Annotated in this window: 18 protein-coding genes and 1 riboswitch; of the genes, 11 read left to right on the top strand and 7 right to left on the bottom strand. The window is 52.9% G+C overall.

Annotated features, from left to right (window positions below):
• Positions 1–10 precede the first annotated feature (10 nt).
• From ACMHXH_RS11990 to ACMHXH_RS11970, 5 genes are all read left to right on the top strand, one after another.
• On the top strand, positions 11–532 hold the full coding sequence (locus ACMHXH_RS11990) for a PepSY domain-containing protein (RefSeq protein ID WP_039034617.1): 522 nt from the start codon (positions 11–13) through the stop codon (positions 530–532).
• A 2-nt stretch (positions 533–534) separates the two neighbouring features.
• On the top strand, positions 535–1,212 hold the full coding sequence (locus tag ACMHXH_RS11985) for a response regulator transcription factor (protein WP_039034618.1): 678 nt from the start codon (positions 535–537) through the stop codon (positions 1,210–1,212).
• Between the two features lie 49 nt (positions 1,213–1,261).
• Positions 1,262–2,524 (top strand): sensor histidine kinase, encoded by a 1,263-nt coding sequence (locus ACMHXH_RS11980; RefSeq protein WP_039034649.1) that lies wholly within the window; start codon positions 1,262–1,264, stop codon positions 2,522–2,524.
• Between the two features lie 3 nt (positions 2,525–2,527).
• Positions 2,528–3,208 carry a TIGR01621 family pseudouridine synthase gene (locus ACMHXH_RS11975; protein ID WP_039034619.1) on the top strand — a complete coding sequence of 227 codons (681 nt, stop codon included), beginning with the start codon at positions 2,528–2,530 and terminating at the stop codon, positions 3,206–3,208.
• Positions 3,209–3,324: 116 nt separating this feature from the next.
• Positions 3,325–3,492, top strand: a complete 168-nt coding sequence (locus tag ACMHXH_RS11970) for a YqaE/Pmp3 family membrane protein (protein WP_039034620.1) — start codon at positions 3,325–3,327, stop codon at positions 3,490–3,492.
• Positions 3,493–3,577: 85 nt separating this feature from the next.
• On the opposite strand, the gene ACMHXH_RS11965 is transcribed toward ACMHXH_RS11970, so the two are convergent.
• Entirely contained in the window at positions 3,578–4,234 is a 657-nt protein-coding gene (locus ACMHXH_RS11965; RefSeq protein ID WP_039034621.1) for an FMN-dependent NADH-azoreductase, read from the bottom strand.
• Positions 4,235–4,342: 108 nt separating this feature from the next.
• Between ACMHXH_RS11965 and ACMHXH_RS11960 the strand changes: the two genes are divergently transcribed.
• Positions 4,343–5,227 (top strand): LysR substrate-binding domain-containing protein, encoded by an 885-nt coding sequence (locus ACMHXH_RS11960; RefSeq protein ID WP_335911658.1) that lies wholly within the window; start codon positions 4,343–4,345, stop codon positions 5,225–5,227.
• On the opposite strand, the gene ACMHXH_RS11955 is transcribed toward ACMHXH_RS11960, so the two are convergent.
• Both ACMHXH_RS11955 and ACMHXH_RS11950 read right to left on the bottom strand, forming a co-directional pair.
• Positions 5,196–5,705, bottom strand: coding sequence for a M23 family metallopeptidase (locus tag ACMHXH_RS11955; protein WP_101095073.1), 510 nt, complete (start codon positions 5,703–5,705; stop codon positions 5,196–5,198). The two genes, ACMHXH_RS11960 and ACMHXH_RS11955, sit on opposite strands and share 32 nt — an antisense overlap.
• Before the next feature lie 211 nt (positions 5,706–5,916).
• Positions 5,917–6,576, bottom strand: coding sequence for a Bax inhibitor-1 family protein (locus ACMHXH_RS11950; RefSeq protein WP_162206937.1), 660 nt, complete (start codon positions 6,574–6,576; stop codon positions 5,917–5,919).
• A 271-nt stretch (positions 6,577–6,847) separates the two neighbouring features.
• Between ACMHXH_RS11950 and ACMHXH_RS11945 the strand changes: the two genes are divergently transcribed.
• Positions 6,848–8,677, top strand: coding sequence for a LamG-like jellyroll fold domain-containing protein (locus ACMHXH_RS11945; RefSeq protein ID WP_144362044.1), 1,830 nt, complete (start codon positions 6,848–6,850; stop codon positions 8,675–8,677).
• A 50-nt stretch (positions 8,678–8,727) separates the two neighbouring features.
• On the opposite strand, the gene moeB is transcribed toward ACMHXH_RS11945, so the two are convergent.
• Both moeB and moeA read right to left on the bottom strand, forming a co-directional pair.
• Positions 8,728–9,480 (bottom strand): molybdopterin-synthase adenylyltransferase MoeB, encoded by a 753-nt coding sequence (moeB, locus tag ACMHXH_RS11940; protein ID WP_144362045.1) that lies wholly within the window; start codon positions 9,478–9,480, stop codon positions 8,728–8,730.
• 7 nt (positions 9,481–9,487) lie between these two features.
• A complete protein-coding gene (gene moeA, locus ACMHXH_RS11935) occupies positions 9,488–10,732 on the bottom strand; it encodes a molybdopterin molybdotransferase MoeA (RefSeq protein ID WP_039034625.1) in 1,245 nt (414 codons plus the stop codon).
• A 274-nt stretch (positions 10,733–11,006) separates the two neighbouring features.
• Between moeA and ftnA the strand changes: the two genes are divergently transcribed.
• Positions 11,007–11,534 (top strand): non-heme ferritin, encoded by a 528-nt coding sequence (ftnA, locus tag ACMHXH_RS11930; RefSeq protein ID WP_039034651.1) that lies wholly within the window; start codon positions 11,007–11,009, stop codon positions 11,532–11,534.
• Positions 11,535–11,575: 41 nt separating this feature from the next.
• On the opposite strand, the gene ACMHXH_RS11925 is transcribed toward ftnA, so the two are convergent.
• Complete coding sequence (locus tag ACMHXH_RS11925) at positions 11,576–14,773, bottom strand: EAL domain-containing protein (RefSeq protein WP_335911661.1); 3,198 nt, start codon at positions 14,771–14,773, stop codon at positions 11,576–11,578.
• 259 nt (positions 14,774–15,032) lie between these two features.
• Positions 15,033–15,686, bottom strand: coding sequence for a 3,4-dihydroxy-2-butanone-4-phosphate synthase (gene ribB / locus ACMHXH_RS11920; RefSeq protein WP_039034627.1), 654 nt, complete (start codon positions 15,684–15,686; stop codon positions 15,033–15,035).
• A 113-nt stretch (positions 15,687–15,799) separates the two neighbouring features.
• A riboswitch (FMN riboswitch) is annotated at positions 15,800–15,986 on the bottom strand.
• Positions 15,987–16,190: 204 nt separating this feature from the next.
• Here ribB and ACMHXH_RS11915 point away from each other — a divergent pair.
• From ACMHXH_RS11915 to secE, 3 genes are all read left to right on the top strand, one after another.
• Positions 16,191–18,329 (top strand): S9 family peptidase, encoded by a 2,139-nt coding sequence (locus ACMHXH_RS11915; protein ID WP_412514596.1) that lies wholly within the window; start codon positions 16,191–16,193, stop codon positions 18,327–18,329.
• Positions 18,326–18,601, top strand: a complete 276-nt coding sequence (locus ACMHXH_RS11910) for a GIY-YIG nuclease family protein (protein ID WP_144362047.1) — start codon at positions 18,326–18,328, stop codon at positions 18,599–18,601. The genes ACMHXH_RS11915 and ACMHXH_RS11910 overlap by 4 nt, the downstream gene beginning before the upstream one ends.
• 762 nt (positions 18,602–19,363) lie before the next feature.
• On the top strand, positions 19,364–19,744 hold the full coding sequence (secE, locus tag ACMHXH_RS11905; RefSeq protein ID WP_039034630.1) for a preprotein translocase subunit SecE: 381 nt from the start codon (positions 19,364–19,366) through the stop codon (positions 19,742–19,744).
• Positions 19,745–19,752: the final 8 nt, after the last annotated feature.

Below are 19,752 nucleotides of genomic sequence, written 5' to 3'. Positions count from 1 at the left end.
TGGAGGCAAAATGAGACGTTTATTGGCGGGGCTGGTGCTGTTTTCTTCGGTGGCAGTCGCGGCTCCCTCGCTGCTGGAATTGTTGAATGATAATGACCGTATTCAACCTATAGAGCTGATGCAGCGTATTGAGTCCCAGTTTCCCGGGGTGATCGTCGAGTTTGAAACCGATGTGGATAATGGGGTCCTGGTCTATGAAATTGACTTAATAAACCCGGATGATCACACTACCACTGAGCTGGATATACTCGCCGGTAGCGGCGAGATCCTCAAACGCAAAGTCGATCGTCTGGAGGCTGACGATATGGCCGAGTTGGCCGCGGTCAAACTCTTGGTGCAGAAAAAGCTCAGTTTTTCCCAACTGGTGGCAATGGCGATGCAAAACAGTAAGGCTCATCTGCTGGAGGCTCAGTTGGACAAAGATCTGGGGATTGCTTACCTGGAGCTGAAAGTAATGGATGAACGAGGCAAGCATAAGCTGGCGTTTGATATTGAAAAACAGCGGCCATTGCCTCTACTGAAATGGGACTGACAATGAAGATATTACTGGTCGAAGATGACGTAACCACTCAGGATTATATCGTCAAGGGCTTTCTGGAGCAGGGACACAACATTGAAACTGCGGCCGATGGCCATCAGGGGTTGCTGCTGGCGACCAGTAGTCAATACGACTTGGTGATCCTGGATCGTATGTTACCCGGGCTCGATGGTCTCAAGGTTTTGGCGGCACTTCGGGCCACCGGTAATCAAACCCCGGTGTTGATCCTCTCGGCACTCAGTCACGTTGACGAGAGGGTCAAGGGACTGCGAGCCGGTGGTGACGACTATATGACCAAGCCGTTCGCCTTCTCCGAGCTGCTGGTACGGGCTGAGAAACTGATGTTGCGTGGCCAGTCACTGCCGGCTAAAACAGAGCTCAAGGTGGGTTTATTGGAGATGGAGTTACTGACCCGTAAAGTGACCCTGGACGGCACTGAACTAATGCTGCAACCCAAGGAGTTCCAGCTGCTCAAGTACCTGATGGAACATGCCAATCAGGTGATCAGCCGCACCCTGCTGTTTGAAGCCGTATGGGACTACCACTTTGACCCCAGAACCAATGTTATTGATGTGCATATCGCCAAGCTGAGACGTAAGTTCGAAGAGTTGGGGCATGGCGAGCTGATTGAAACCATAAGAGGGGCTGGTTATCGTCTCCGCCAAAGCCATTAAGCCGTATCAGAGCAGCGTATGGCGTATCACCATCTTCTTCTCTGTGCTGGTGACTCTGATCATCGGCGCGTTACTGTTTGCCCTCTATCAACAGCTGGTAACCGAACAACAGTCTCAGGTTGAGAAGCATCTGGCATCGGAGGCGCAGCGTTACCAGCAACTGGCCTTGAGCGTAGATAAGCGCAGCTTTGCGGCGCAAATTCATGCCGCTGATCCGCAAACGGCACTGATTGCCTGGCAGGGTAGCCCGGATATGGTCGGGGCGTTGACCTTTATGCCGGACAATATGCCGCTGCTGCCGAAAACCCGCGATTTCCCCATCCTTACCGGTGGCCCGGATAAGCTGCATATTCTCACCGGCGGCGTGGTAATGACACGCTATGGCCCTGTGCTGATTGCCACCCGTACCGACCACTTGGCGACCTTGATCGAAAAGTTTCTCAGCGCGGCAGCCACCGCTGTGATGCTGACAGTGGTACTGACGCTGGCTATGGGGTATCTGTTTTCCAAGGCGCTGCTCAGGCGTCTGGTGCAATACAACCGCTTGAGTGAACGCATAGAGCGAGGTTACTACAACACCCGCTTGCCTGTGAGTCGCAACAGTGATGAATTCGATATGCTGGCGCGCCAATTCAACCGAGTGTTGGATACCCTGGAACGCAACCTTGCCGCCGTGCGCGGGGTGACAGACAATATCGCCCATGACCTGCGAACTCCTCTTTCGCACCTGAGGATAGGGTTGGAGCAGTTGCCGCAGTATCCGGCAGAGGAACTCCCTGAACGCAGCGCCATCTTGATCGAAAAGCTGGATCACTGCTTGGCGACCTTCAACGCCATGTTGTCGCTGACCCGTATTGAAGAAGGGCAACAACAACTGGAGCTGGAGAGCTTTAGCTTGCAGCAGATGTGTCACGATCTGCTGGATATGGCCGATGTATTGGCCGAGGCACAAGAGCAACAACTCAAGCTGGAAACCAGTGAGGATTGCCCTATCACAGGCGACAAGCACCTCTTGTTCCAGGCGCTGTTCAATCTGGTCGACAACGCCATTCGCTATGCAGGCGAGGGAGCCTGTATCACCATTTTGCAGCAAGCCAACCAAGTCATCATCAGCGACAATGGCCCCGGGATCCCGGAAGCGGAGCGTGAGCGGGTCTTCGAGCGGCTGGTGCGGCTGGATCCCAGCCGTCATAAGCAAGGCACCGGCTTGGGGCTTTCTATGGTCAAGGCGATTCTTTCGCGGCATAACGCCAGTATTTCGCTGCAGGATAACCACCCCGGCCTTAGGGTCATAGTCACATTTCAGGTTTAACCCATGTATTCAGTGATAGCCACAGAGCCCGACTTTATCCTGCTGGACAAGCGGCCCGGGGTTCATTTTCACAGCCAGCACGGTGAGGCAGGTTTAGTGGCCAGTGCCGAGCGAAAATTGGGTTATAAGCTCTATCCCGTACATAGGCTAGATACCTTGACCTCCGGCCTATTGCTGTTGGCCCGTTCATCCGAGGCGGCGGCTGAATTTACCCGCATGTTCAGTGAACACAAGGTGCAGAAATATTATTTGGCGTTGGCCAAGGGTAAACCGGGTAAGAAACAGGGTTGGATCATAGGTGATATGGCCAAGTCCCGCCGTAGCCAGTATAAACTGCTGCGTTCCACCGATAACCCGGCCGTTACCCAGTTCTTTTCCTGGTCGGTCGCCGAGGGGCTGCGCCTGTACCTGCTCAAGCCTCACAGCGGCAAGACCCATCAGCTGAGGGTAGCGCTTTCCAGCCTGGGAGTGCCGATTCTGGGGGATACTCTCTATGGCGGCAGCGCTGTTGATGCCGACCGTGGCTACCTGCACGCTTATGCGCTGGAGTTTGAATGGCACGGGCAAGTGCTCAGATACCTGAGTTTACCATCGCAGGGCGAGGCTTTTATGCAGTCGGGCGTTTTGAGTCAGTTGCAAAAGCTTAAGCAACCCTGGGATTTGCACTGGCCCAAGCGCAAATAAATACTGGTAGTTGACATTTAGGTTCACTCTCGGGGAAAGAGAAAAGGTTGCAAGCTGGGCATCATGCTGCCAAGTTAAATGGGTTGTCCCTTTAATTCCTCGCCAGGAGTCATACCATGGATACCAATAAACTCTTGCTCGTCATCATCGCCATTTTATTGCCGCCGGTGGCGGTATTTCTCAAAGCCGGTGCCGGTAAAGACCTGCTGATCAATATCATTCTCTGTCTGTTCTTCTGGTTCCCCGGATTGCTGCATGCACTCTGGGTGGTAACCAAGGACTGAGAACAAACGCTGAGACAGCGGCATTGGCTGGTCTTTGTTCGCGGCCAATCCGGGCTTTAGCTTCTTAAATGCAGTGGTTTGATTGCTAAATTTTTAGGGCCAGCTCCGTCAGTGAGGCGCTGGCCGCTTTGATGGAAGCCCGATGGCGCTCGTCGGCAAACTCCTGATATTCGCTGCGCACTTCATAAAACTGCTCCACCCCCAGATAGTGGCTCAGGGTCTTGATATGAGGACTCAGGTGATTCATTCCGGCGCGGATCCCCTCTTCGCCAAAGCCAAACTCGCCGCAGGAGTAAACCAAAACCAGTTTTTTGCCGCTGAGTATCGGCCGCAGCGGAAAATCGCCGCGCTTTAAGTCGAAGCTGAATGTGCGGTTGATGCGGATGACCTGATCAAACCAGGCCTTGAGTGCCGCCGGCATGCCATAGTTGTACATGGGGGTTGAGATCAGAATGATATCGGCCCGCTGCAGCTCGTCGATAAGGCAGTCCGACAGTGCCAGCAGCCGTTGCTGCTCTGTACTTTGGTGTTCCTCCGGAGTGAATACGGCGGCAATCCAATCTTGGGTGATGGCCGGCGGTACTTGGTCACCCAGATCACGATAGATGAATTCTGATAGATTATTTTGGGCTTGCCAGTGATCGCAAAATAGCTGCGCCAACGACTTGGAAATCGAATTATAGCTGGGCTTGTCATTGTCGGTTCTTCTCGCGCTGGCATCTATTCTTAAAAGGGTTTTCATCACTTTCTCCGTTTGTTTGCTCAGGGCATAACTATCTGGAATACCGCTCGAGTTGACAAAGGGTCATTCCTCACTTATAGATGAGTAAAATTCACTTATTTGATCGCAATGTTTGCCCATTTACCCACACTGAATAACTTGAGAGTGTTCGAAGCCGCCGCCAGGCATCTGAGCTTCAAGCTGGCTGCGGAGGAGTTGAGCCTGACTCCGACTGCCGTTTCCCATCAGATAAGAAATCTCGAGACTCAGCTGGACACCCGCTTGTTTATCCGCCAGACCCGGGCGGTATCACTGACACCGGCCGGAGCCGAGTTGGCAGAATCCTGCCGCCAGGCCTTGCTCGGTATAGCCCAGGGGATTGAACGTTTGGGAGTGACACCAAACCAGCTGAGAGTTTCCACCACCCATGGCTTTGCCGCCCTATGGCTGGCGCAGCGATTGCCGGACTTTCAGCAGCATTTCCCCGATATTCGGGTGTCGGTCAGCAGCAATGAGGGGCTGCAGCCTAGCGACCCTCTGGGTGAGACAGATCTCTGCATACGCTACGGCAAAGCGGCAGAAGGCGAAGAGGTGTTATTTAGCGAGACCTTCGGCATTTACGCCAGTCCCGGTTATCTCAAGAGCAAGCAACCTCAGGTGACGCTGTTGCAGACCCGTTGGCAGAATCCGGCTCTCGACGGGCTCGATTGGCTGCAATGGCAACAGACCTATCACGAGTTCAAGGGTGCCAGATTGCTGGAGTTTACCCAGGAGGATCACCTGGTGCAGGCCGCTCTGGCCGGTGAAGGCCTGGCGCTTGCCAGTTCTGTGCTGGTGGCCTCTTTGGTGGAGCGGGGTTGGTTGAAACCTTGCTTGCCGGGCAAGGTGTTGCCTGGACTCAGTTATCGGCTGCTGCCGGCTCCCGGCCGCGAGCAGAGCCACAGAGTCAGGGTGTTTCTCGAATGGCTCAGGCAGCAGGCACTCAGCGGGGAGCCAGATAGGTCACAGGATTGAGATAAAACGCCTTCTTGTATCCCTGGGGCGCGTCATCCATCAACCAAGGCATGGGCATCAGGCTGACTATGCTGTAGTGCAGATGGGGCGGCTTGCCTTTGGCATTGCCCGAGTCGCCGACTGTGCCCAGTTTGCTGCCCTGAGGTAGATATAGACCGTTCGGCTCCAGGCTGTCCAGATGGGCGAAATAATGCAACTTCCAGCCTGGCCCCAAGGCCAGCACCACCTTGCCGCCGAGACGCCACTCCCCTTGATAGAGGCGCAACATGGGCGTCGGGGCCTGCACTTGAGTGCCGCGGGCGGCGAAGATGTCTATGCCCTTGTGTACCCCTGAGGTGCCCCAGGGATAATACCAGAAACTGTCTTTATGCCAGTCTTTGGCGCTGGCTTGGTGAACCGGCACCTGTGGGGTTTCCGGGATCAGGGCACCGACAAAGATCAGCAGTAGCAGCAGGATAAAGCCATAACGTTTCTTCATTGCCGACACCTTCCTTAGCTTCAAAATTGAAAGCAGATCGTTATTCGCGCTATCGAGCTTTGGTTCATCACGAACCGAACAAGATAGCGCTTAGATGCAAAACCTATCCTGGTTCTGGAGCTTTACACTTGGCTTGCGTCCGGGAATTCTATCACCGTTCAGAGAGCAAAAAAGCCATAGACAGCAGCAACAGCAAGAGTAAACGCATGGGTTAATTTCTTCTTCCCAGAATGCTCAGGATCCGCAGGAACAGGTTGATGATATCCATATAAAGCGCGGCGGCGCTGTCGATGGCGTTGTCGACCGTCTTTTCCTTGGCGTTGGCTCGGCCCCAGTCATAGCCAATGTAGCCGCAGAAGATCAATACCACTATCCAGTCGGTAATGCCGTGATGGCTCTTGAAGATAAATAGTTCCACCAGTTCGACAATGATCACCAACAGCAGGGCTATGGCCAGGGCGCCGGCTATGCGGGCAAAAAAGGCGGGAAATAGGGTGCCCAATATCATCATTGCCAGAGTCACGATAGTCGTTATCCGCAGTGCCTCCAACACCAGAGTTGGGTCATAGCTGCTGACCACCAGGTTAATTATCAGGCCGAAGGGAACAACGACCAGGTTGTAGCCGAGAAAGCTGACGGCAGGCATCTTTGACGTTTCAAACAGATAGACGCCTGCCATACAGCAGACGAAGTAGCCGATAAAGAACAACCAGATTGGAATCGTGGCGATGATTTCGGGATCGATATTCAACACCATCAGATAGTTGATCACAAAACCCCAGATCAGGGTCAGACCAACGACCAGGTTATATTTACCGGCACTGATCTGGCCCTTGTCGGTGCCATAGTTGCGTCGCAGGCTATTGTCCATAGCGGGAAATTTCCTAGTTGTAGATTTCAGGCAAAATGAAAGCGCCACACGATATAGAAAAATATCAGGCTCAACAAGCCGCTATCACCCAAAACTCTGTACGACATTTTCCAACCATCAAGCACTTGCTGCAATAGTGACTTATGTTGCCAATATGTTTGTTTTGGCGTTATTTTGTAACTTAATGATTTTGAAATAAAAGTATTTATTTTGCTTCATCTGTCCTTGTTTAAATTCAGACTTTCTTACTAGCCTTAACTGGAGAGATTTAATGCGTTACTCAATTGGAGCACTGGTTCTGGGCGCCGTGCTTGGCCTGACCGGGTGTAACTCAGATAGCGACAGTGGCACTCAAGCCGCAGCCGAGAGTTATACTCTGGTGGTCATGCCCGATACCCAGAAGTACTCCCGCTATAATCCCGAGCGCTACAATGCTCAAACTCAATGGATTGCCGATAACTACCAGCAACAAAATATCGTTTTTACGGCGCATCTGGGGGATGTGGTTGACCTGCCTGACTCAGAGCAGGAATGGCTCAATGCCCGCGCGGCCATGAGCATTTTGGAGGCCAATCCAGCCACCCCATACAGCATATTGGCGGGTAACCATGATGTGCTGGCTTACCGTCAGTCCGGGGTTGATATCAACAGCAACCTCGACAGCGACAGAAGCCTGGCGGCAGAGCCTTTCCTCAAGCATTTCCCGGCGTCTTTGCAGCAAAATAACTTTGCCAGTTTCCAGGGGGCGGATGCCACCGGCTTCAACAGTTATCACCTCTTCAAGGGCGGTGAGCGCGAGTATCTGTTGCTGGCGCTCGATTGGCGTACCTCGGCGGCCAGTATCGCCTGGGCACAGTCGGTATTGGATGCTCACCCGGAAACACCAACCATACTCACTACCCATCAGTTATTAAATGTGGCCGATGATGGCAATAGCGCCATATTTACCGACAATGGCGCCATGCTGTGGGACAAGTTGATCAAAGACAATGACCAGATCTTCCTCACCTTTAACGGCCATCACCATGGTGAGGCCAAGATGGTGGCCAAGAACCGCTATGGCCGCGATGTGGTCATGATCTTGGTGGACTATCAATCGGGATTCTGGGGTGGCAACGGTATGCTGCAACTGGTGAGTTTCGATGAAGCCAACAAGCGGTTGCAGTTCCGTTCATTCTCACCTTGGGTAGCCGCCATTCCGGATGCAGAGAGGCAGCCGCAGGATGTGCTGCAACGCTGGGAGTTTGAACAGCCGCTGGACTTTGAAAAACGTTTTGCCAAGCTGAATCAGGAAGTGGAAACCGAAGGCCCGGGTAAGCTTGAAGGAACACTCGCTTACTGGATATTCGATGCTGAGCACAAGTTAACCAGCACAGATCCGACCAAGGTGCAGTTTATGGATCTATCCGGGCGCGGCAATACCTTGAGCCTCAAGGCCAAGGGGAGCAGCAGTGGCACTCAGGAGCAATTGTTTGAACTGCTCGATGAAGCTCCTGGCTTTGGCCACGCCACTGGGGCGGCTCGTTTCAAGGGCGGCAATACCCAGGGCGGCTATTATCTCTCCAGCCAGGCACCGACGCTGGTTTCTGCCGATGGTCAGGCGGGTGTTCTGCCGCAGTACACCATAGAGATGATAGTGCGCCTGGCACCAGAATGGCAGGCATCGGAAAATGCCTGGGGCGCAGTCTTTGCTCATAAACCCAGCCAGAGCCAGGTGTGTGAACACCATAAGCTGGATTGTGGCGGCGGCGATCCTTCGCTGGCGTTGACTGCTTCCAGTCTCAAGGAGTTCCAGTGGATCTCCACCTCCAGCAATGGCGTGGGGCCTAGTAATTGGTCATGGGAAGTGGACAGGGATTATTGGTATCACGTGGCTATAGTCAATGACGGCCAATACGCCACCATGTATGTGGATAACTCCAGGGTAATGCGTACCGCCGAAGCCGAGCAGCATGGGCTGGTGAGTATTCCCGGCGGTGAATGGATGGTGGGGGCCTCCAGTTGGGACGGTGAGGTGGCCGATCTGTTCCGCGGTGATATTGCCGAGATCCGGATTGTCGACAGGGTATTGCCTGAGTCTGACTGGCTTAACGCCAAGTAAAAATACTGAAAATTAAAGAGGCTGCCCAGGCAGCCTCTTGTTATATCTGTTCAACCGCAGACGGGACAGTTGGAGATCTGCGGCAGCTTCATCTCGCGAAACTCCATGGTCATGGCATCGAACATCAGCAAACGACCATAGAGTGGTTTGCCAATACCACTGATCACCTTGATGGCTTCTACTGCTTGCAGGCAGCCCATCATACCAACTACCGGCGCTAAAATGCCCGACTCGACACAGCTGAGCTGCTGCTCGCCGAACAGGCTGCTGAAACAGTGATAACAAGGCATTTGTTGCTGATAGCCGAAGACGGAGATCACCCCTTCCATACGGATGGCAGCGGCAGACACTAAGGGCACCTTATGCCGAAAACAGCTGCGATTGAGCTGTTCGCGCACCGCAACATTGTCGGTGCAGTCCAGCACCAGATGGTGCTCGGCAACCAGTTGATCCAATTCGGGATCATCCAACACCCCATTGATGGCATTTATCTGCACATGGGGATTGAGCGCACTCAGGCTCTCTTTGGCCGATTCCACCTTGGGCTGGCCTATATTGTCATCCTGGTGCAGTACCTGGCGCTGCAGATTGGACAGTTCGACAGTATCGAAGTCCACCAGGGTCAACTTGCCGACCCCGGCTACAGTCAGATACTGACCGGCAGCGCAGCCTAGGCCACCGGCACCTATCATTAGCACCTTGGCCTGTTTGAGCTTCTCCTGCCCTTCAATGTCCATTGCCTTGATGGAGATCTGCCGGCTGTAGCGCAACATCTCGGCATCTGTGAGTATCTCGTCGCTCATATCGGCCTCAGCACAGCACGCTGTTAAAGGGTTCAACCGTGACTCTGGTACCAGCAGGTGTGTCGCCCTGCATCTGCTCCAGAATAATAAAACAGTTAGCCAGGCTCATGGAGGTCAGCATGCCTGAACCCTGTGAGCCGGTGACCGCCACTTCCAGTTCTCCATCCTGGTTGCGGCTCAGAATACCGCGCTGGTATTCCACCCGTCCTGGCTGTTTACGTATAGGGGCGGTCAATTTAGCATCCAATAGTAGCGGGGTTGGTTGTGGCAGCCCCTGCAGTTTATGCAGTAAAGGCCACACCAGCTTGTAGAAAGTCACCATGGATGAAACCGGGTTGCCCGGCAGACCGCAGAACACTGCCTTGCCTATGTGGCCGAGGGCAAAGGGTTTGCCCGGCTTGATCGCCAGTTTCCAGAAGCTTATTTTGCCTTCCTCATCGAGGATCTGCTTGGTGAAGTCGGCCTCACCGACCGAGACACCACCTGAGGTGATCACCATATCTGCGCTGGCTGAGGCGTTGCGAAACGCCTGACGGATAGCCTCAGGATCATCCGCAATCACCCCAAGATCCTGCCACTCGACACCGGCGCGGCTGAGCAGGCCCTGAATCGAGTAGCGGTTGGAGTCGTAGATCTGCCCGGGCGCCAACTCTGAACCCACTGGGCGCAATTCATCACCTGTGGAGAAGAAAGCGATTTTAACCTTGCGGATCACTCTAAGGCTGCTGATCCCTATGGTGGCCATCACCCCCATTTCGGCGGCACCTATCAGAGTGCCAGCCCTGAGGACCTTGGTGCCGGCCAGCAGCTCTTCGCCGCGGCCACGCACATTGTCTCCGGCCTGTTTGCAGGGCTCTATGGTGATCTGCTCGCCATTGGCCTCGGTTTTTTCCTGCATCTGTACTGTATCAAAGCCCGCAGGCACTGGAGCGCCAGTCATGATGCGAACACAGCCGCCGGGTTGATACTGGCCTTCAAAAGGGTGGCCGGCAAAGGAGCTACCCAGTAATTTCAGGCTGGCCTTCTCGGGCAGGTCGGCATAACGATAGGCGTAGCCGTCCATCGCCGAGTTATCGAACGGGGGCAAGTCTATGCTGCTGGCCAAGTCTTCTGCCAGTACCCGCCCCAGAGAATCCGACAGTTGCACGGTTTCGGTATCTTCCAACGGGGTGACCTGCTCGAGTAGCAGGGGCAGAGCGAGATCCGGGTGCATCAGCCCTGGATGGGCACAGACGTCTTGCGGCTTGGACATAGAGCAACCTTATTTGAGCTATTACTGAACCTGGTTGGCTATTATGCCACGCTGAAAGTGGATGACTATGATCTGCATGCCAGTTTTCGTGCACTGGGCGTAGACTTTTCCTTTTACAGTCAGCGGATTGCGGCAAATAGCAAATGATAATTCAAGTTAAATGAAAAGTGTTTTCATTATAAATCATTGCGTTAGGTAAAGATTCTTGCATTTGTTGTGTCCCTTGATAACAATAGCGCCCATGAGACAGATACCCGAAATGAGAGGCAAGGATATGTTGGCACAAGCCATGATTGATAAGTTGAACGAGCAGATCAATATGGAGTTTTTTTCCTCCAACCTGTATCTGCAGATGAGCGCTTGGTGTGAAGACAAGGGCTTTGAAGGCGCGGCCAAGTTCCTGCGGGATCATGCTGATGAAGAGATGCAGCATATGCGTCGCCTGTTCACCTATGTCAGTGAAACAGGTGGCATGCCTCTGCTGGGAGCCATTGAAGCGCCCAAAGCCGACTTTGAATCCCTGCTGTCCCTGTTCGAGTACACTTACGAGCACGAACAGCTGATCACCAGCAAGATCAATGCATTGGCTCATACCGCCTTCACGACTCAAGACTATTCCACCTTCAATTTCCTGCAATGGTATGTGGCCGAGCAGCACGAAGAAGAGAAGCTGTTCAAGTCGATAGTCGATAAGATCCGTCTGGTGGGCGAGGATGGCAAGGCGCTGTTCCTGGTGGACAAGGATCTGATGCAATTGGCGAGCGAAGGTGGCGAGACAGTAATGAACGCACAGATGGCTTAAGGCTATCCAGCGATGACAAGAGCAGCCTCAAGGCTGCTTTTTTATGCCAGAAGTTGACGGATGAAAGTTTCACCCTGAGCTAGGATTGGCGTCAGGCTCTTGGCCGGCAGTGGTCTTGAAAGTAGATAGCCCTGGCCAAAATCACAGCCCATGGACTTGAGCAAGATCCATTGCGCGCGGGTCTCTATGCCCTCTGCCACCAGTTGCAAGTCCAGGCTCTTGCCCATCATGACTATTGCCCGCACCAGGCTGGCATCTGCCTCATTCACCAAGGCATTATCGACAAAACTCTTGTCGATTTTGATCACAGAGATAGGGAACTTGCGCAGATAGCTCAACGAGGAGAAGCCGGTTCCAAAATCATCCATATGAATCGTCACCCCGAGTTGGCGAATGCTGTTGAGCACTTCCAGACAATGGGGACTGTCATCCAGCAACATGGATTCGGTGATCTCTATATGCAGTCTCTCTGGCGCTATGGCGTGACGTTTGATGGCGTCAGTCAGCAAGGAGTCGAAGCGTACCCCACTGACATTGATACATTGGCGGCTGGAGACATTGATTGCCATATCCAGCTCAATTCCCTTGGCATGCCATTGGCTTAGGTCTTTCAGTGCTTGTTCCAGTACCCATTCGCCTATAGGTTCTATCAGGCCGCTGTTCTCTGCGATAGGAATGAATTTCTCCGGCGAAACCCAGCCATATTCGGGGTCATTCCAACGTATCAAAGCTTCGACAGAAGTGATTTGGCCGGTTTCCATTGAGACTATGGGCTGATAATGCAAGCAAAACGCTTGATGTAACACGGCGCTTCTGAGACGTTGCTCCAACTGCAAGCGCTCCAGCATGCTGGCGTTCATGCTGGGAGTGAAATACTGGTAGTTGTCGCGGCCGTTGTCTTTGGCGCTGTACATGGCGGTTTCTGTGTTGCGGGTCAGGGCATCTATATCATCGCCGTCCTCGGGATAGACACCTATACCAAAGCTGACCGAGATCAAGGTGTCCTGACCATCGATATCGAAGCTATTGCTGAATAGGGCTTTTACTCTGTCGGCTACGGCTGTCAGGGCGGCATCATTCTTATAGTGCGGCAGGATCACGGCAAATTCATCGCCCCCTAGGCGGGCGACAAATTTTTGTTCATCCGGGAGTGATTCCAATCTTCTTGCCACTTGTTGTAACAGTAGATCACCGCGTTTGTGGCCCAGTACATCATTGATATATTTGAATCTGTCGAGATCGATCAATAGAATCGCCAGCTTGTGACCATGGATACGGGCCTGTAACAGCTCGTGGTGCAGTCGCTCGTTGAACATCTTACGATTGGGCAGCTTGGTCAGAATATCGAAATGGGCCTGATACCAGATGTCTTGTTCATACTTTTTCCGATGGCTGATATCGACAAACAAACCTATGTGTTTGAGTATGTTATTGTTATCGTCTCGCACCAAGGTGATAGCCAGATACTCAGGATAAATTTCACCGTCTTTGCGCTTATTCCAGATCTCACCTTCCCATTTGTTATTGGTCAGCAGGCTGTCCCACATCTCCCTGAAGAAGGCATCATCGTGGCGACAGGAGTTGAGTATTGAAGGATTCTTGCCCTTGACCTCTTTCAGCTTGTAACCGGTAATACGGCTGAATGCCGGGTTGACCAATTCAATACGGTTATTGGCATCCGTGATGACAATCCCTTCGCCTGAGTAGTCGAATACCGCCGCGGCCTGTTTCAACTGTTGATAGGATTTTTGCCTTTCATTAAGCATTTGACCCAGTGCCTTGGCCATATCGGCCAATTCATCCTTGCCCTCGACCTTGATATCCAGATCCAGGTTGGGATCTTTACTCATCAAGCGCATGTTGTCGGCTATGGCGTAGATGCGCCTGAGTAGGTTGTGACTCAGGGCCCTGCCCAGGAGCAATAGCAGGCCGATAGTGATGGCGGCTGAAAGGAGATAGAGGGCGATAAGGCGCAGCGACTGGGCGCGCTGAGCGTTGGAAAGATTGAGAATATCATCGGAAACACTGTCGGCTATGGCATCCATTTGGCGGATCCTTTCACTGGCCAACTGCCACCAGACTTCGGGAGTCACAGGGGGCTTGGGTTGGGTCAGGGCCTTCAGAGCATTGAGCATTTGCTCGTCGGAAATCTGTACCAGGGAGTCTATCTCTTTCACCTTGGCCCCCCGGCTTTGCATGGATGCTATCAGCTGCATCTTGTGGCGATATTCGTTGAGTTTGTCCCTGATTTGGGCAATCGCCTGTTGTTGTGTACTAGAGAGCACCCAGTTTGAGCTTAGTTTATTGAGGATCTGTTCCAGGGACTCAAGTTTGATATAGAAGTCTTGTTGGTATCTGCTTTCTCCCCGAAGAAGAAAGTTTTTAAATTCATGCAATAGGCCGCCATAACCCAGCTGGGAGCTGAACTTGTGCGCCTGACGCGTTATGGCATCTTGTTGGCGCAGTTGTTCCCTGACGTTATTCAATGCCTGGCTCTTATTGTCCTGCAGCATAGCTTCCAGGCGTTGTTTGTGTTCCGCTATGGCACTGGCGCGGAACAGATCTATGCTCTGATCTTGCTCTGTTATTAATGCCAACAGCTGTTCATAACTGTCGGTATCAAACTGACGTTTCAGCAGCATGCCGTTGATTAGGCCGCGCTCACGCACCGCCAACTCCTGAATCCGCAACAGTGCAGCCAGATCGGCATAGGCTCTGGCCTGTTGCACATTGCTCGACAGGGATTGCAGATTGGCAATACCCAACAGGAGTTCGTAGTTGAAGTCGGAATAGAAATTCAGTGCGTCGCTTTCATTGCGACTTAAGAGTTCGCGCCGGTTATTTTCCAGCGCCTGCTTGCCGAGCCGCAGAGCTTCCAGCTTGGTTTGTAGTAGGTGCTGGGCTGCAGAAGACAGTTGTTCAGTAAGTTGCAATAAGTGGGGAGAGTTTTGCAGGGCGGTTATCTGTGCCGATACTCGCTGCTGCTGCATCTGGAGACTATCGGCAAAGCACTTACCATCGCAGGCGATATAAGCGGCGCTGAGACCCCGTTCCTGCTGCAATTCATAGATGAGATCGGCCAGACGACGTCCTACCTCGACGGCATGATAACTTTGGTTGGCCAAACGATAGTTATGCAGCAGTTCAAATAAACGTACACAACCCAGTAGGCTGAGAACCAAAACAGGCACTAAGGCAAACAAGAGTAATTTGCGCTTTAGGCTCAGTTGGCTTAACACCTATGGCTCTCCTCGAAATCCTAACTGATAAAGACCTGCCTGTAAGCTATTGGGATACAGGCAATAACTCTCGATAAGTAACACATTGCCTATCAGGGGGCGACCCGTTATTCAAGGATTTCTAATCTAGGTCACGAAAATAAACCTTAAAAAGAGGAGGGTTAATGTAAGCCTTGTTGTAACCTAGTTTGCCGGTTTGTTTAAAACAAAAGCGGCTATGTAGCCGCTTTTGATCAAATAGTTAGGGAGTGCTGGTTTATTAGCCTGCGTTGGCCAGCAGAGATTCGCGATAACTGACAATATCCTCGATGGAGAGAACCGGCAGGTTGTGTTGGGCGCCAAAAGCAATGATTTGTGGCAGTCTGGCCATGGTGCCATCCGGGTTGGTTACTTCGCACAGCACTCCGGCGGGTTTTAGGCCAGCCAGTTGCATCAAGTCCACAGTGCCCTCGGTGTGACCGCGGCGGGTCATCACACCACCGGGTTGAGCCCGCAGCGGATAGACGTGCCCAGGGCGGGCCAGGTCTTCCGGTTTGGCGTTGTCGGCAATGGCGGTCTTGATAGTGGTCACCCGGTCGGCAGCGGAAACCCCGGTCGTGACTCCGACTTTGGCCTCAATGCTTACGGTAAAGGCGGTGCCGAATTGGCTGGAGTTGTTTTCCACCATGGGCGGCAACTGCAGGGCCTTGATTTTCTCGTCGGTAAGGCAGAGACAGACAATGCCGCTGCATTCGCGGATCAGCATCGCCATCTGGGCGTTGGTCAAGCTCTCGGCGGCAAAGATTAGATCGCCTTCGTTTTCTCTGTCTTCATCGTCGACCACCAAAACACCGCGGCCTTGACGCAATGCTTCGAGGGCGGTTTCGACTCTTTTAATTGGGGTGCCAAAAGGCGCTAATAATGACTGATTCATGGTAAAAATCCTTAAATTACGGCTTGGGTTTTCCAGAATCAGGGCAAAGAAAGGAATAGCGGTGTCTCTGCCATTGGCAGAGACATATCACTAAGCGGATCGCCTGGCGGCAATCTGATTCTCTTTCATCCGGACTGAGCCATCTAAATGGCAACACCGTCGGCTCTGGATTAGTCACGCTAGGATGTGATGACACCAGATCTGCTGACCCCGCCAAAATCTGGCGGGCGCTCGCGGGCTTTCATGTCGCTGACACGATTTACCGCCGGTGGGGAATTTCACCCCGCCCTGAGAATTTACCCGTCATTTGTATATAACAGGCGGCAACAGCATGCGCTTGTAATATACAAATGACAAGCGGACAGGGTCACATTTTCTGCCGGCAACTTTGATATCAAGGCTTAGGTGACAGGGCTTGCCGTTGGCGCCGGTCGGCGTCACTATATGCAGGCGGCCTGTAGTCGAGGGAGTAGGCCGCAGATATTAACGCTTTAAGGAAGAGTGATGAGTCGAGCAGGATCCCTGATGTTGGTTTTAGGCACAGCCTTGTGGCTGTGCGGATGCAGTGGAATGAATTCAGAAAATAAGCTGGTGGCACCGGTTGCCGAAAAACGTCCCCACACCATGAGCCTTCACGGTGTGACCAGGACAGACGACTATTATTGGCTGCGTGACGATGAGCGTCAGGCCCCGGACGTTATCGACTATCTGGAACGGGAAAACGCCTATACCGCCGCACGTCTTAAGCCTTGGGAGCCGCTGAAACAGAAACTGTTTAAAGAGCTGATCTCCAGGCTGGAGCAGGATGAGAGCAGTGTGCCATATCGCTGGCATAACCATTGGTATTACCGCCGTTTCGAGGCCGGGCTGGAGTATCCGGTGATCGCCAGAAGCCGTGAGCTCAATGGTGAAGAGCAGTTGCTGCTTGATGTTAACCTGCGTGCCGAGGGGCAGGAGTTTTACGCCCTGGGCGGAGTGTCTGTCAGCCCGGATGAGCAGATACTGGCCTTCGCCGAGGATACCCTCAGCCGCCGTATTTACAGCGTCTATTTTAAAGATCTTGCCACCGGGGAACTGCTTGCCGACAAGCTGACGGGCGTTGATGGACGGGTGGTCTGGAGCAATGACAACCGTTATGTGTTCTATATCGCCAAAGACCCACAGACTCTGCTGGGATACCAGGTTTTCCGGCACAAGCTGGGAAGCCCCCAGAGCGAGGATCTGCTGGTTTATGAAGAGCAGGACGATACCTTCTATATCTCCCTCGGCAAGAGTCTGGATGAATCCCTGATTGTATTGCACCACGAGAGCACCACGACCAGTGAAGTTTCCCTGCTCGATGCCAACGCCCCGCTCGGCGAGTTCCGGGCGTTTCTGCCACGGGAAGAGGGCCACGAATACAGCATCGCCAAGCGTGGAGATGAATTCTTCATCCTCAGCAACTGGAAGGCGACCAATTTCAGGCTGATGAAAACCACGGCTGCCGATGCCGGCGATAAGCGCAAGTGGCAGCAGGTGCTGGCCCATGATCCCGAGGTGCGCCTCGAAGATCTGTTATTGCTGGACGATTATCTGATAGTACAGAGCCGCAGCCAGGGGCTGAGCCATATCAAGGTCTATCCCCATACAGATCTCAGCCGCGGCTATGAATTGGCCTTTGATGACCCGGCCTATGTGGTTGGTCTGGATATCAATCCCAGCCAGCACAGTCGCGAACTGAGGTTATATTACTCGAGCCCGACTACCCCCGAGAGTATTTACAGTTATCAACTGGATAAGCCGGGTGAGCGTAAACTGCTCAAACAGGAAAAGGTATTGGGGGATTTCGAGCCCGGCAACTATCAGGCCGAGCGCTTGTTGATCCCGGCACGTGATGGTGCCCAGGTGCCCGTGACTTTGGTGTATCGCAAGGACAAGTTCCGTAAAGACGGTAGTAACCCACTGTATCAATACGGTTATGGTGCTTACGGCCATATCATAGAGCCGGATTTCGATGCCTCTGTTCTCAGCCTGCTGGATCGCGGCGTGGTTTATGCCATTGCCCATGTCCGGGGTGGAGAGATGCTCGGCAGGCCTTGGTACGATGATGGCAGGCTGTTTAATAAACGAAACAGTTTCAATGACTTTGAGGACACTACCCGAGCACTTTTGGACCTGGGTTATGCCGCACCCGGCAAAGTGGTTGCCGCCGGAGGCAGTGCCGGTGGTTTATTGATGGGTGCCGTGGTCAATCAGGCTCCGGATCTTTACCTGGCGGTGGCCGCCCATGTGCCCTTTGTGGATATAGTCACCACCATGCTCGATGAGTCGATTCCACTGACGACCAATGAATATGATGAGTGGGGCAACCCCAATGACAAGCCCTACTTTGACTACATGCTGAGCTACTCGCCTTATGACAACATTCGCCATCAGGCCTACCCGCATCTGTTGGTGACCACAGGGCTGCACGATTCTCAGGTGCAGTATTTTGAGCCAGCCAAGTGGGTGGCCAAACTCAGGGATTATAAGACGGACGACAATCTGCTGCTGTTACAGACGGATATGGAGGCCGGCCATGGCGGCAAGAGCGGACGTTTCCGGCAATTTGAAGATACCGCGCTGGAATATGCCTTCTTCCTCGGCCTGTTGGGACTGGAATGAGTGGTGATAACTGGCAGCTGTATATCCTGCGCTGCGCCGGGGGCGAGCTGTACACAGGGATCACCAAGGATGTGACCCGGCGCCTGCAGGAGCATCAGAGTGGCGGCCCCAAAGCCGCCAAATATCTGCGTGGTCGCGGGCCTTTGCAACTCGTTTATCGTGAAGAGATTAGTGGCCACGGTGATGCCCTGCGGCGGGAGATGGCGGTAAAAAAGCTGAGTAAGCGCGCCAAACTGAGTTTGATTGCCAAGTCCGCAGTTATGCCGGGGTGAGTGACCTTAAAAAAGAAAAAGGAGCAGGAGCGCCAATGGCCGGGCCATTACAGCGGGCGCTTCCTGCGGTCGGGAAGAGGGTCCCCAAGGAGGGGGTGATGGCTCATCGGCGATGGCCCATCAGCAAGATAGTGACAAAGAGCCGCGGCCGGCGAGTTCCACAACGCCAGTCGACGGCTGTTTCGCTACTCAGCTAGATAAAGCAGAAAACATGCCAAAGCAATAACACATTGTTTATATTTGTTATTCTTGCGCCCACCTTGCAGTAAGTGTCCGCACTAGTGTCCTCTTTTCTTAAAAAGTGACCGATTTGGCTATTCAGGTGTCCGCTGGACACTCAAACCGGCTCTTAAAGTGGTCCATTTAAAGGTGGGTTATTGAGGCAAACAGGAAACCAGGCGCATGCTTGATGTCACACTCTCAAACAGATAGAAAACTCGGTAGGTTATTGTTTCCGAGCGGACGAATTGATTTTCGAGCCTTTTTGGGAAAAGTATTGGTCTTGGATTTGGTTCTTGGCATCAAGGCGCTTAACTGTGCTTTTTGGTTAACTGACACAAAGAGTCCGCCTTTCTCTTGGTTTCGCCCTGTGTATCCTTGATAACAAAGTTGATTAAGAATACAATCTATGGCCGATTTTTGTGCCCTGAGCCGGAGAATTCTCGTCAGGGGCGAGTTCGAAAGCGGGCTGGCGCTGAATTAAGCCTTAAACTTACTCAGCTGTCCCTAGGCTCAGGTCGTAATGAGTAACGGAATTAACCGATGACAACAAATACTGAAAACCAGGGCAACTCTCTGGATATCGTAAAGTGGGTAGTAGCTATACTACTGGTGGCTGCAGCGATTGTTGGCAACCAGATGTACAACGACAGTGAAATCTTCACTCTGCCAATCCGCGCAGCGGGTGTGGTTGTCGTATTTGCTATTGCAGGTTTTATAGCCCTGCAAACGATTAAGGGTAAGCAAGCCTTGGCCTTTGCCCGTGAGTCACAAATCGAAGTGCGCAAAGTTGTATGGCCTACTCGCCAAGAGGCGTTGAATACCACCTTTATCGTACTGGCTGCGACAGGTATCCTGGCCTTGATCCTTTGGGGATTGGATGCGGTATTGCTGCGCATTGTCAACTTTATTACTGGCGTATAGGCACTAGA

The sequence above is a fragment of the Shewanella sp. BJSY2023SW001 genome (assembly GCF_047314685.1).
In the GTDB taxonomy this organism is placed as follows: Bacteria; Pseudomonadota; Gammaproteobacteria; order Enterobacterales; family Shewanellaceae; genus Shewanella; species Shewanella indica.
This window is presented reverse-complemented; position numbering and strand designations above follow the sequence as displayed.

Bases quoted from the DNA above. Each gene is read 5' to 3' on its own strand.
- ACMHXH_RS11990 (WP_039034617.1), top strand. From the start codon at position 11: ATGAGACGTTTATTGGCGGGGCTGGTGCTGTTTTCTTCGGTGGCAGTC.
- ACMHXH_RS11985 (WP_039034618.1), top strand. From the start codon at position 535: ATGAAGATATTACTGGTCGAAGATGACGTAACCACTCAGGATTATATC.
- ACMHXH_RS11975 (WP_039034619.1), top strand. From the start codon at position 2,528: ATGTATTCAGTGATAGCCACAGAGCCCGACTTTATCCTGCTGGACAAG.
- ACMHXH_RS11970 (WP_039034620.1), top strand. From the start codon at position 3,325: ATGGATACCAATAAACTCTTGCTCGTCATCATCGCCATTTTATTGCCG.
- ACMHXH_RS11965 (WP_039034621.1), bottom strand. From the start codon at position 4,234: ATGAAAACCCTTTTAAGAATAGATGCCAGCGCGAGAAGAACCGACAAT.
- ACMHXH_RS11960 (WP_335911658.1), top strand. From the start codon at position 4,343: ATGTTTGCCCATTTACCCACACTGAATAACTTGAGAGTGTTCGAAGCC.
- ACMHXH_RS11955 (WP_101095073.1), bottom strand. From the start codon at position 5,705: ATGAAGAAACGTTATGGCTTTATCCTGCTGCTACTGCTGATCTTTGTC.
- ACMHXH_RS11950 (WP_162206937.1), bottom strand. From the start codon at position 6,576: ATGGACAATAGCCTGCGACGCAACTATGGCACCGACAAGGGCCAGATC.
- ACMHXH_RS11945 (WP_144362044.1), top strand. From the start codon at position 6,848: ATGCGTTACTCAATTGGAGCACTGGTTCTGGGCGCCGTGCTTGGCCTG.
- moeB (WP_144362045.1), bottom strand. From the start codon at position 9,480: ATGAGCGACGAGATACTCACAGATGCCGAGATGTTGCGCTACAGCCGG.
- moeA (WP_039034625.1), bottom strand. From the start codon at position 10,732: ATGTCCAAGCCGCAAGACGTCTGTGCCCATCCAGGGCTGATGCACCCG.
- ftnA (WP_039034651.1), top strand. From the start codon at position 11,007: ATGTTGGCACAAGCCATGATTGATAAGTTGAACGAGCAGATCAATATG.
- ribB (WP_039034627.1), bottom strand. From the start codon at position 15,686: ATGAATCAGTCATTATTAGCGCCTTTTGGCACCCCAATTAAAAGAGTC.
- ACMHXH_RS11915 (WP_412514596.1), top strand. From the start codon at position 16,191: ATGAGTCGAGCAGGATCCCTGATGTTGGTTTTAGGCACAGCCTTGTGG.
- ACMHXH_RS11910 (WP_144362047.1), top strand. From the start codon at position 18,326: ATGAGTGGTGATAACTGGCAGCTGTATATCCTGCGCTGCGCCGGGGGC.
- secE (WP_039034630.1), top strand. From the start codon at position 19,364: ATGACAACAAATACTGAAAACCAGGGCAACTCTCTGGATATCGTAAAG.